We start from the raw sequence: 11,752 nt of genomic DNA, 5'->3' as shown, positions 1-11,752 counted from the left end.
CGCGGTGGTCGCCGCCGACACGCCCGAGCTGGCCCGCCGCGCGGCCGGTCTCGTCCGCGTAGAGTACGCGGAGCTGCCCGCGCTGACCGACGCCGAGCGCGCGCTGGAGAGCCCCGCCCTCCACGAAGGCGGCAACCTCGTACGCCACCTGCGCATCCGCCGAGGCACCCCGGCCCCGGCCGACGTGGTCGTGAGCGGCGAGTACGAGGTGGGCATGCAGGACCAGGCCTTCCTCGGCCCCGAGTCCTGCCTGGCCGTGCCCTCCGGCGAGGGCGTCGACCTCTACTGCTCGACGCAGTGGCTGCACATCGACCAGGATCAGCTGGCGGACTGCCTGGCGCTGCCGAAGGAGCACGTACGGCTCACGCTGTCCGGCGTGGGCGGCGCGTTCGGGGGCAGGGAGGACCTCAGCGTGCAGGCCCATGCCTGCCTGCTGGCACTGCGGCTGGGACGGCCGGTGAAAATGAGCTACGGGCGCGAGGAGTCGTTCGCAGGCCACGTGCACCGCCACCCGGCCCGGATGCGGTACGAGCACGGCGCCACCCGCGACGGGCGGCTGCTCTACGTCAAGGCCGACATCCTGCTCGACGGCGGCGCGTACGCCTCCACGTCGGCCGCCGTGACCGGGAACGCGGGCTGCTTCGCGACCGGTCCCTACGAGGTGCCGGCCGTCGAGGTGGACTGCCGCGCCGTCTACACCAACAACCCGCCCGCCGGGGCGATGCGCGGCTTCGGCGCCGTCCAGGTCTGCTTCGGGCACGAGTCGCAGATGGACAAGCTGGCGGCGGCCCTCGGCATGGACCCGGTGGAGCTGCGGCTGCGCAACGCGGTGAGCACCGGGTCGGTGATGGCGACCGGTCAGCGGGTCGAGGGGCCCGCCCCCGTGGCCGAGCTGCTGCGCCGGGTCGCGGGCAAGCCCGTGCCACCTCCCGCCGGGGACGATCCTCGGCTGCTGCCTGGCGGCACCTCCAACTCCACACGCGCCGGCCAGCTCGTGCGCGGCGTCGGGTACGGGCTGTCGGTGAAGAACATCTGCAAGTCCGCCGGGTACGACGACTACGGCACGGCCCGGGTGCGTCTGTTCACCCACGAGGGCGAGGCGGTCGCCGAGGTGCACACCGCCGCCGCCGAGGTCGGCCAGGGGCTCGTCACCGTGCAGGCGCAGATCGCGCGGACCGAGCTGGAGGTCGGAAGGGTCACGGTCCTGCCCGCCGACACGGCCGTCGGCGATGCGGGGACCTCCTCGGCCTCGCGGCAGACGTGGATGTCGGGCGGCGCCGTACGCGCTGCCTGCCTGGCCGTCCGCGCCCGGCTACTGGAGCGCGCGGCCGTCCTGCTCGGCGCGGAGAACCTCGTCTACGGCGGTGGCGCGGTGACGGCGCCGTCGGGGCGCTCCATCACGCTGGCGGAGCTGCTGGCCATGGGCGACGTGGACGAGACGGCCGTCTTCCGCCACCGGGCCACCGAGGCGCTCGACCCGGAGACCGGCCAGGGTGACGCCCACGTGGCCTACGCCTTCGCCGCGCACCGGGCCGTCGTGGACGTGGACCCGGAACTGGGGTCGGTACGCGTGGTGGAGATCGCCTGCGCGCAGGACGTCGGCAAGGCGATCAACCCGGTGGCGGTTGAGGGTCAGATGCACGGAGGCATCGCGCAAGGGCTCGGGCTGGCCGTGATGGAGGAGATCCGGCTGCGCGACGGCCGTATCATGAACCCGTCGTTCACCGACTACCTGATCCCTACCACGATGGACATGCCGCCGACCGTGCTCGACATCCTCGAACTGCCGCGGCCCGATTCACCGTACGGGCTGACCGGGGTGGGGGAGCCGCCGCTGCTGTCGGCACCGGCCGCGATCGCGGCGGCTGTCCGAGACGCCGTAGGGGCCGCCGCCGGGGCCGCTCTCAACCGGATCCCGATGACGCCTGAGGCCGTCGCGACCGCCGTCCTGGACCGCCGTCAGGGGAGGGCGCCCGCATAGGACATGTGGCCGCCTTCCACGTGGGCCGGCCGGGCATGGCCGAATGCGTACCGTGATGAAGCGTAGAAGGCGGCGTAACCGGTAAGGACTCCTGCATCCGATATCGGCTTCGGGGGGATCTATGCCGGATATGCCACCCAGACGCGCTGGTGACGCGGCTGGGGCGGGAGACCGTGGGGAGAAGCGGTTGGGGGCATGGTTGCGTGGCGGGCCTCCTGGGCCGTTCCGGGCCGAGTTCTGGCGGAGTCCCCTGCGCGGCCCGTGGCTCACGTCGGTGCTGGGCCTGGTCCTGCTGGTCGAGCTGGTCATCGTCACGGTCACCGGGCTGTTGTCCTACGCCGCCTACGAGCCTCGGCTGCCGGGGAACGACACCACCCCCACCAAGGGCCTGCTGGGCTTCTATCTCTTCGACTGGCCGACGGACCCGGTGTGGATGTACCGGCTCACCCAGGGCGCCCATGTCGTCGTCGGGCTGACGCTGGTGCCGGTGCTGCTGGCCAAGCTGTGGTCGGTGATCCCGAAGCTGTTCGCCTGGCCGCCCGCGCGGTCGGTCGCCGAGGCGGTCGAGCGGGCCAGCCTGGTGCTCCTGGTGGGCGGCGCGGTGTTCCAGTTCGTCACGGGGATCCTCAACATCCAGGTCTTCTACGTCTTCCCGTTCTCCTTCTACCCGGCGCATCTGTACGGTGCGTGGATCTTCCTGGTCGCGCTCGTCGTCCACGTCGCCGTGCGGCTGCCGCGGGCGATCCGCGCCGTACGGTCGCGGGACCTGCGTCGTGAGCTCCGCACGGATCTGGCCGGCACACGGCCGGAACCGCCCGATCCCGATGGCCTGGTGGCCGCGAATCCGGCGCCGCCCACCATGTCCCGGCGCGGTCTGCTGGCGTTCGTCGGCGGTGGCTCGGTGATGATGTTCGGCCTGTCGGTGGGGCAGACGGTGGACGGGCCGCTGCGCCGTACGGCGTTGCTGGCGCCGCGCGGGCGCGAGTACGGCACCGGGCCCAACGATTTCCAGATCAACAAGACGGCGGCCAGCCTGGGCGTCACCGCGGCGGAGACGGGCGCGCAGTGGCGGCTGACGGTCGCCGGCGCGAGCTGGATCCAGCTGTCCCGCGAGGAGCTGCTGACGATGCCGCTGCACACCTACGCGCTGCCGATCGCCTGCGTGGAGGGGTGGTCGACCGAGCAGACCTGGACCGGCGTACGGCTGGCGGACCTGGCCCGCCTGGCCGGAGTGCCGCCCGGCTCGGCGGGGGTCACGGCCAGGTCCCTGCAGCGCGTGGGCTACTTCGGCCAGGCGTCGCTCAGCGCCGGGCAGGTGGCCGACCCGCGCTCGCTGCTCGCGCTGCGGGTGAACGGCGCCGACCTGTCGCTCGACCACGGATATCCGGCGCGGATCATCGTGCCGAACGCCCCGGGAGTGCACAACACCAAATGGGTGCGCGAACTCGACTTTCGCCTGGAGACGTCGTGAAGCGGCTGGCAGGCGTCTATGGCGCGCCCCTGTGGCACCTTCTCGTGCTGGTGGCCTGCTTCGTAGTCGCGGGCTATGTCGCCACCCGGGTGGTCGCCGCCGGCATCTGGATGGGGTTCGCCGTATGGTTCGTGGGCGCGATCATCTTGCACGATCTGGTGCTGTTCCCCGTGTACTCCGCGGCCGACACCGCCACCCGCGCCCTGCTCCCGCGAGTAGCGCGCCGGCGCCGGACGCCTGCTGTGATCAATTACCTGCGGGTGCCGGTCGCGCTGTCCGGCCTGTTGCTGTTGGTCTGGTTCCCGCTCATTCTCCGCGGTGCCGAGCGCAACTATCGCTGGGCGGCCGGGCTGAGCACCGCTCCTTATCTCGCGCGGTGGTTGCTGATCACTTTGGTTCTCTTCGGCGTTTCTGGGCTGCTGTACGTGCTGCGGCGCAGAAACTCCAGGAGTGCGGATCGTTGAGCAGCCGCCGCTGTGAGCGCGTGCGTATGACGGAGCCCACGGCCACCGCCAGCGCCGCGACAGCGTAAGCGGCCGTCGCGAGGCCGGCCTGGGTGCTCAGATAGGCGACGGCACCGGCGAACGGGATGCCGAGCCATTCCCAGCGGCCGTCAAGGGCGGCGAGTGCGACGACCAACAGGGCGTACCAGGAGTAGCCGGGAGTGAAGACGATGAACGCCACCCCGGTCACCACCAGGGCTCCACGCCAGGGCCGGTGGGCGTCGCCCCGGCACAGCACGAACAGGACCGCGGCCGCGAGAACGGCGAGGGCGGCCGGCAGGGCCCACGGGTCGGGCAGAACCAGTCGCAGCACCGCGAAGCGGCGGCTATTTCCGGTGTCGTCGTAGCCCTCCTCGTTCAGGTAGCCGAAGAGGTAGCCGAGGACGGACTCGCGGGACGCCAGCACGTACGGCAGGTACGCGAGCGCCACGATGAGGAGGGCGGGCCCGACGACAGCCGAAGCGTCGAGCACTCGCCGTCGCACGGAAGGCCCGCCCCTGGCCAGAAGCCCGGAGAGGGCCCCGGGCGCCGCTGCGGCGGGCAGGAGCTTGACGGCGGTCGCCGCGCCGAGCAGCAGGCCGCCGCGGACTTTGTGTCTGCTCGTGGTGATCAGGGCGATGACGGTGAGCAGGACGCCGAGCGTGTCGACATGGGCGTTGTTCACCGCCTCGACCGGAACGGCGGGGCACCACGCCCACCAGGCCGCCTGCGCCGGAGCCCTGCGACGCAGGGCGATCAGCAGGACAAGGGACGTCCCCAACGCCAGCAGCGCTCCGCCGATCTGGAGCGGCTTGTGCCGTGACCCCTCGGGCGAGAGCCGGTGCACGACCGAGAAGTACGCCTCCGCCAGCGGCGGGTAGATCGTGTGGACAGCGGGGCGGTTGATCCGCGTACACGATCGCGTGCCCACGCCGGACGGGATCGGGTAGCGGCCGGGGCCGTCGCAGCCGGCGCCCTCCGGGAAGAGCCAGCGGTCGCGTAGTGGCGCGAGGGCGGGGTCGGCCGGGGCGTGGTCATAGGGAGAGACACCTGCCGCCTGGACCCGGCCGTCCCAGGCATAGCGGTAGGAGTCGGTGCTGGTGGCCGGAGGCGCGAGGAGGCCCGTGGCGGTCACCGCGATGCCGCCGGCGATCACCAGGAACACCGTGCGACGTCCCGGTATCGTGCGCAGGGTCCACACCGCCGCGGCGAAGAGCGCCCACGCGAGCGCGTACCGCCAGAGCAGGCCCGCGCGGTCGGTGTAGAAGGATCCCGTGCTGATCGTCAGTACGAGCACACAGACCAGGGCGAGCAGGAGCACGGCCGCGCAGGCGAAGCGGCAGCGGATCAGGTTGTCCGGCGTCATGCCCCGGTCCGCGGAAGGCGCTGGAACGGATCCTCCAAGGTCGGCATACGAGTGGTCAGGCCAGCGGTGCGGCGGCGAACTCCTTCATCCCCTCGGCGAAGCCGATGCGCGCCTGGAAACCGAGCTCGGTGGCTGCCCGATGCGGTGAGGCCACGATGTGGCGCACGTCCCCAAGCCGGTACTCCCCGGTGGTGACCGGTTCCGGGCCGCCCCGCTGCGCCGCCAGGACCCGGGCCATCTCACCGACGGCATGTGGCTCCCCACTGGCGATGTTGTAGACGCGCAGCGTTCCGGGCTCGCCGCCGGTGAGGGCGGCCACGTTCGCGTCGGCGACATCGCGGACGTGGACGAAGTCGCGCATCTGCCCGCCGTCCTCGAACACGCGTGGAGCGCGACCGGCCTCCAGCGCGGACCGGAAGATCGCCGCGACGCCCGAGTACGGGGTGTCCCTCGGCATCCTGGGGCCGTACACGTTGTGGTAGCGAAGGGCGGTCGCCGTACCACCCGTCTCACGCGCCCAGTTGGCGGCGAGATGCTCCTGCGCCAGCTTTGTGGTGGCGTACGCGTTGCGCGGGTCCGTCGGCGCGTCCTCGTCGATGGCGGCGAAAATGACGCTTTCCCCGCATCGGGGGCAGCGGGGTTCGAAAGACCCTCGCGACATGTCGGCCGCGGAGCGGGGGCACGGCCGTACCCGGCCGTGCCGCGCGCAGTCGTAGGCGCCCTCGCCGTAGACCACCATCGAGGACGCCAGCACCAGTCGCCCGACGTCATGCTCCGCCATCGCGGCCAACAGTACGGCCGTGCCGTACACGTTGACCGAGGCGTAGTCGGGCAGGTCCGCCACGTTCACGCCGAGCCCGACCTTGGCCGCCTGGTGCACGACCACGTCGATCTCGGGCAGCAGCCGGCCGAGCACGGCCGTGTCACGAACGTCATCGCCGGACCGAAGGTCGAGCCCGGCCACCTCGTGGCCACCCGCCTCCAGCGCCTCGACCACATGACTCCCGATGAACCCCGCAGAACCGGTCACCAGCACCCTCGTCATCGCGGTACCCCGATCCGGGAGAGCGCGGCGGCGTAACGGGACCGCGGTGCCATCGCCGCCACCTCGATCGCGTCCTCGATGGTGTCCACATCGGTCAGGCGCGGCATCAAGGCGACGCTCAGCCCTGCCTCCCTGAGTCTTCGCAGCTGGATCTCTCCGGTGGTCGGCTCCGACATCGGTACGCCGAGCAGCAGCGCGGGATCGGGGGCGCGTAGCCCGAGCAGCCAGAAGCCGCCGTCGGTCGCCGGGCCGAACACCGCGTCGTAGCCGGAGAGCAGAGACACGGCATCGGCCAGCAGGCCGGGGGAGACCTGCGGGGTGTCCATGCCGATGAGCACGATGGGGGTGGGCCGCAACCGGTGGGCGTCCTCGAACGCCGCGGCCAGCCGTTCGTCCAGACCGTCCCCGCGCTGCGGGAGCACCGTGAAACCGCTGGGAAGCCAGACTCCGGGGGCGCCGTCAAGGGCGAGCGTCCGATGGACGTCCGGAACCTGGGCGACGGTCCGCAACGTGTCCTCCAGCGCGGCGCTCGCCAGAGCGGCGGCCTCGACGGGGGTGAGAGGCGGAACGAGCCGCGTCTTGACCCTTCCCGGCACGGGCTCCTTCGCGATCACGAGGATCTGCGCCCGGAAGTCACCGTCCCGGCCCTCTTCCGGACTCACGCGACCCCGTCCCGACGTGCCATGACCCGGCGCATGTCGCCGATCGCCCGCAGGGTGCCGCGTACCGTGCCGGTCACCTTCGACCTGCCCTTGCGGGGCAGGTAGTCCACCTCGGTCTCGTGGATGCGCCAGCCCGCCGCTCCGGCCCGCAGCACCATCTCCAGCGGATAGCCGAAACGCCGGTCGACCAGCCCCAGCCGGAGCAGTGCGAGCCGCCCGCACGCCCGCATCGGCCCCAGGTCGTGCAGCATGGCACCGGTACGCCGGCGTAGCCTCCGGGCCAGGACGGCATTGCCGAGCCGGGCGTGTACCGGCCAGGACGAGCCCGGCCGGAGGACCCGGCGGCCGAGGACGAGGTCGGCCTCGCCGGCCACGACAGGCCCGCTCACCCGAGGCAGTTGTTCCGGGTCGAGCGACGCGTCGGCGTCCATGAAGCACACGACGTCCGAGGCCGCGGCCACCAGCCCGGCATGGCAGGCGGCGCCGAATCCGCGCCGCGGCTCGTGCACCACCGTCGCGCCGAGCTCGGTCGCGATCTTCGCGGATCCGTCGGTCGAGCCGTTGTCGACCACGATCGGACGAAAGCCGTCCGGCATCCGCCCGAGCACCCACGGAAGGGCCGCCTCCTCGTTCAGGCACGGCAGCACCACGTCGATCTCCATGCCGCAGACGCTAACGTGGCACCCTGGTCAGGGCCGTCAGGAAGAGGCCCGGCTTTCCGAGAAATGACCAGCTCAGACGGCACGTTGACGCGCCCCGCATGCCCACGGAAGGTCAGGCGTGGACCAGCCGGTCGCCGATCACCGTGTCACCGGGCCCGATCAGCGCCCCGAGGGCGAGATTGGCCAAGTAGCCCGCGCTGGTCACCATGACCGCCGCCTCCTTCACGCGTTCGTCGCCCGACAGGCCGACGTAGTCGTTGGAGCCCGCCTGCACGCGCACCCGCCCGTCGATCACGACCTCACCCCCACCCGGCCGCTCCTCGATGGCCTGGTAGTAGGGATAGACGCCGAGCTCCTTAACGAACTGGTAGGTCTCGGGCAGCCGGCATTTCGCGAACACATCGGCCATGGCTTCTCGCTTTCCGAGCTGGTTCCCGTGTACGGCTCTCGCGAAGAAGTCTGCTCGATCGGCGGTGGCGGCACGGGCGGGATCTCCACGAGTCCCACGATGTCCGGACCGATAGATGCTCAGGGTGATTACGTGGGAGGCGCTTGTTGGTTGCTGAGGTCCCTAAGGATGACCTCTCCCGCGCTGGAGTGGATGTTCAGGAACGACCACAGGCCGGTGATCTGTAGCGCCCGGGCTGGTATGCCGTGGACGTCCGTCAAATGCAGGGCTGTGCCCTGTTCCCGCAGGGTGACATGGACGTCTGCCAGCACTTGCAGGCCGGTGCTGTCCATGAAGGTCAGCCTGCCGAGGTCGAGCACCACCGGCCTGCCGGGCAGCATCTGCTGACGGATGTAGGTGTCCAGCTGGGCGGCGTTGGTGATGTCCACCTCGCCGATCACGGTGATCAGAACGCCGCCATCCAGGTGCTGGCATTCCAGCCTCAGGGGTGACAGGGCGATCTCCGGGAGGCTCGGCACAAAGATGATGCGAACGGTCATGGCATCCTTCTCGGGCACGAGGGGTTGCAAGCATACGAGGCAAGATGACCCGCTTCTCCTCTTCTGAAGTTTAATGCCTGAATTGCAATACCCGAACCATCGTTCGTCAATTATGAGAAGAGGGGCCCGCCACGCCCGCTACCGAGGTGTGCGCCAAGGATGGTAGAAGGTGAAGGTTTGTGACCAAGTCCGATAACCGTTTGCCCGCCTGGACCTTCCTGACCCATCACGCACGGGTGCTGCTGGAGATCGCCCGCGACCCCCGCGTACGGCTGCGTGACATCGCCGCCAGCATTGGGATCACCGAGCGGGCCGTGCAGGGCATAGTGACCGATCTGCACCAGGCCGGATACATCACCCGCGACCGGGTCGGACGGCGCAACGAATACAGCCTCAACCTCGATCAACACTTCCGCTACCCGACCGAGGCCAATCTGCCGGTCCGCCTCCTGATCGACATGTTCACCCAGCACGATCTCCCGCAGGGCGAATCCGAGTAAGCATGCCGGCGGCTCGGCCCGCCGACGCCCCCGGCGAGGGCGACGGCGAGACGATTGCCAACGCCTACTCGGACGAGCCTGGCGGCGCGCGATCGGCAAGCTGGGCGGGGGAGCCCGTCGTGATGCCGGTGCCGTCAATCCTTCGACTTGAAGTAGTGCGCAACCATGTAAGCGGTGACCTTTTTGCCGATCTTCGCGCCCTCCACGTCGGCCGTGCGGGTATGGATTCCGCCCCAGATGCGGGCTTCGATGACCTCGGCGAGCGCGTGCGAGAAGCCGCGGAAGTACCTGGTGGTACCCGAGTCGGCGCTGTACCCGCTGAAGGGGATGTCGTCCCGGCCGAAGAAGTACGTCAACGCCGACATGCTCGCCGCTGTGAAGCAGGTATGTCCGGACGTGTAGTCGGGGTGTGGCGGTGTGACGAGCAGTGGCATCCAGTTGGGATCGGCCGTCGTTTCCGGATTGCCGTCGGTGTCGGCCAGGCGGATCGCGGTGACCGGCCGCCAGAAGGTCCACGCCGCCTTCTCGTTGTAGCAGGCGATCGTGGCATCGGCTTCGGCCATGTCGACCATCGCGAACATCCGCGCCGTCTGCAGCGTGTTCAGTTGCTGTTTCGTCGCCAGCTGACGCTTGATCTCCCATTCGGCCAGGTGCCGGTCGTGCCACCAGATCGCGGCCTGTGTCTGGTCGGGCGTCCTGACCGTGCTGGTCGCCGAGCCGATCGTCTTGACCTCGTTGAAGTCCCGGGCGTACCGGTGGCTGGTGAGCGATGGCGGTCCGGACGTGCGGAACATGGAGGCGCTGCGGATGAGGAACGGCTTTAGCTCGCCGACCCAGGCCCCGTCGGAGGCGAAAGTGGGTGGCGCCGGCCGCCACTTACCGGGCTCGGTGCCCACGGGCCAGGTCTGGTTTCCGAACGCCCCGTCGTTCTGTCGTGCGGCGTTCATCGCAGAGGCCGCCTGAGTGCCCACGGTGATTCCGCGCTGCTTGGCGGTACTGTCGGGAATCGCGGCCAGCGCCTCGTCGTACTGCGTCTTCAACCTCGCCTGCTGATCCGGGAACAGAGCGTTCAGCACAAGGAAGCCCGCGGTGGCGACGGCCGCGTCCGTCGACTCGGTTCCATTGGCGGGCGGCGCGATCAGGTATGGCTGGTAGGGAGTGCCGGCGATCGCGTTCACGGCGTCGTAGACGGCTCCGTGCACCATCGCGAAGCTGCGCGCCTGGACCTGCGGTTGCTGGCCGGCGACGTCCCAAATCGCTGTCTGGGCGTTCCTGTCCCAGACGATGACGGCATTGGTAGGCGTGTGTGAAGTCGACGCGTACGCGAACGACGAGCCGAGTCCGATCGGAGACCCGGCGGCGATGACTCCGGCGACGGCTAAGCGAACGGCCTTGCGTGGCAGGACGCCTGCCCAGCCGGCGCCACGTAATTGGACCATGGTGGGAAATTACTATGCCGGCCACATCCGTCACAGTGACCGAACAGTCGAAGACGGATATTGACGTAACCGAAATCCAGCGCCCCGGCGCGACAGGGGACGGCAACCCGGCGGCGAAGGGGATGATGATCGCATTGAGGAGCACCGTCACTATCGGACCGAATCCTGACAGGTGCTCCCGTGACCTACGCTGTACGCATGCGCGTGACGATGCGGGAGGTGGCGGATCGGGCCGGCGTCTCGATCAAGACCGTCTCTCGTGTGGTGAATGGCGAACCGCACATCCGTCCGGAGAAGGTGCAGCGGGTGCATGCGGCGATCGACGAGCTCGGCTGGGTTCCGAACCGGACCGCCCGGGCGCTCAGGACCGGGCTGATCGGGGTGGTCGGCATCGCCGTCACCGAGCTGCGCCGCCCGTATCTCGCGGGTCTCGTCGAGGCGCTCGTCACCGAGGCGGATCGCTGCGGGATGCTCGCCGCGGTCGAGCCGACGCACGGCGATCCGGCCCGGCTGGAGGCGGTCCTCGCCGCTCGGGGGAAGACGTTCGACGGCGTGGTGCTCATCGGCCCGGCAGCGCTGGTCACCGACGGGTTGGACGACCGCCCGGTAGTCGTCGTGCAAGGTGGCGCGGGCGAGGTGGACAGCGTCGACGAGGACGTCGCGGAGGCGGCGGCGCTGGTGGCTCGCCACCTCGCCGTGATGGGCCGGTCCCGCCCGGCCCTGCTTGGAGCGGATCAGGCTCGGATGCTCGCGGCTCTCGCCGGATCCGGCATCGACCCCGCTGCCGTACCGTATGTGGATCTCGGAGAGGTGGCCGACCGGCGCGCGGGCGCGCGAGCCGCCGTACAGGTGCTGGAGCAGCATCCGGACGTTGACGCGCTGCTGTGTGTCAACGACGAAGTGGCGCTCGGGGCTCTCGCGGCGCTCGTCAAGCATGGGGTGAATGTTCCGGGACGGGTGGCGGCCGTGGGATATGGCAACCTGGAGGACGGACGGTTCTCGACGCCGTCGCTCACCACGGTCGACCCCGGGCCGGCCCGGTTGGCGCGCAGCGCGCTGGAACTGCTCTCTGATCGCCTCGCCGGCACGGCACCGCGACACCCGCGCGCGGTCGTGTCGCCGGTCGAGCTGGTACGGCGTGAGTCCACGCTCGGCCGGGACCCGCGATGAAGCGCCCGACGCTCGCGGATGTCGCC

The 11,752-nt window shown here is 70.2% G+C and carries 12 protein-coding genes; 5 read left to right on the top strand and 7 right to left on the bottom strand.

Features of this window, described 5'->3' with window-relative positions; all coding sequences use genetic code 11:
• The 3 genes from AB0J09_RS39445 to AB0J09_RS39435 all read left to right on the top strand — a co-directional run.
• The coding region (locus AB0J09_RS39445) for a molybdopterin cofactor-binding domain-containing protein (RefSeq protein WP_360702638.1) at positions 1–1,981 on the top strand (1,981 nt) is incomplete at its 5' end.
• Positions 1,982–2,168: 187 nt separating this feature from the next.
• A complete protein-coding gene (locus AB0J09_RS39440; RefSeq protein ID WP_360702636.1) occupies positions 2,169–3,452 on the top strand; it encodes a molybdopterin-dependent oxidoreductase in 1,284 nt (427 codons plus the stop codon).
• A complete protein-coding gene (locus AB0J09_RS39435; RefSeq protein WP_360702633.1) occupies positions 3,449–3,916 on the top strand; it encodes a hypothetical protein in 468 nt (155 codons plus the stop codon). The genes AB0J09_RS39440 and AB0J09_RS39435 overlap by 4 nt, the downstream gene beginning before the upstream one ends.
• Here the strand turns inward: AB0J09_RS39435 and AB0J09_RS39430 are convergent.
• The 6 genes from AB0J09_RS39430 to AB0J09_RS39405 all read right to left on the bottom strand — a co-directional run bounded on the left by AB0J09_RS39430 (position 3,840) and on the right by AB0J09_RS39405 (position 8,617).
• Entirely contained in the window at positions 3,840–5,300 is a 1,461-nt protein-coding gene (locus AB0J09_RS39430) for a glycosyltransferase 87 family protein (protein ID WP_360702632.1), read from the bottom strand. The two genes, AB0J09_RS39435 and AB0J09_RS39430, sit on opposite strands and share 77 nt — an antisense overlap.
• Before the next feature lie 55 nt (positions 5,301–5,355).
• A complete protein-coding gene (locus AB0J09_RS39425; protein WP_360702629.1) occupies positions 5,356–6,345 on the bottom strand; it encodes an NAD-dependent epimerase/dehydratase family protein in 990 nt (329 codons plus the stop codon).
• Positions 6,342–7,007, bottom strand: a complete 666-nt coding sequence (locus tag AB0J09_RS39420; RefSeq protein ID WP_360702626.1) for a TIGR04282 family arsenosugar biosynthesis glycosyltransferase — start codon at positions 7,005–7,007, stop codon at positions 6,342–6,344. The genes AB0J09_RS39425 and AB0J09_RS39420 overlap by 4 nt, the downstream gene beginning before the upstream one ends.
• Complete coding sequence (locus tag AB0J09_RS39415; protein ID WP_360702623.1) at positions 7,004–7,669, bottom strand: glycosyltransferase family 2 protein; 666 nt, start codon at positions 7,667–7,669, stop codon at positions 7,004–7,006. The genes AB0J09_RS39420 and AB0J09_RS39415 overlap by 4 nt, the downstream gene beginning before the upstream one ends.
• A 112-nt stretch (positions 7,670–7,781) precedes the next feature.
• Positions 7,782–8,078, bottom strand: coding sequence for a hypothetical protein (locus AB0J09_RS39410; protein WP_360702620.1), 297 nt, complete (start codon positions 8,076–8,078; stop codon positions 7,782–7,784).
• A 128-nt stretch (positions 8,079–8,206) separates the two neighbouring features.
• Positions 8,207–8,617: an STAS domain-containing protein gene (locus AB0J09_RS39405; RefSeq protein ID WP_360702617.1), complete on the bottom strand. Its 411-nt coding sequence runs from the start codon at positions 8,615–8,617 to the stop codon at positions 8,207–8,209.
• A gap of 179 nt (positions 8,618–8,796) precedes the next feature.
• On the opposite strand from AB0J09_RS39405, the gene AB0J09_RS39400 reads away from it, so the two are divergent.
• The gene (locus tag AB0J09_RS39400) at positions 8,797–9,117 is read left to right on the top strand and encodes a helix-turn-helix domain-containing protein (RefSeq protein WP_360702614.1); all 321 of its coding nucleotides are present in this window, start codon (positions 8,797–8,799) and stop codon (positions 9,115–9,117) included.
• Positions 9,118–9,251: 134 nt separating this feature from the next.
• Here the strand turns inward: AB0J09_RS39400 and AB0J09_RS39395 are convergent, their stop codons facing one another.
• Positions 9,252–10,556 (bottom strand): phosphatase PAP2 family protein, encoded by a 1,305-nt coding sequence (locus AB0J09_RS39395; protein ID WP_360702611.1) that lies wholly within the window; start codon positions 10,554–10,556, stop codon positions 9,252–9,254.
• Positions 10,557–10,736: 180 nt separating this feature from the next.
• On the opposite strand from AB0J09_RS39395, the gene AB0J09_RS39390 reads away from it, so the two are divergent.
• Positions 10,737–11,726, top strand: coding sequence for a LacI family DNA-binding transcriptional regulator (locus AB0J09_RS39390; protein ID WP_360702608.1), 990 nt, complete (start codon positions 10,737–10,739; stop codon positions 11,724–11,726).
• Positions 11,727–11,752 lie beyond the last annotated feature (26 nt).

This window comes from Nonomuraea sp. NPDC049784, from assembly GCF_040659615.1.
In the GTDB taxonomy this organism is placed as follows: Bacteria; Actinomycetota; Actinomycetes; order Streptosporangiales; family Streptosporangiaceae; genus Nonomuraea.
The sequence above is the reverse complement of the archived record's forward strand: the minus strand, read 5'-3'. Positions and strand labels throughout refer to the sequence as shown.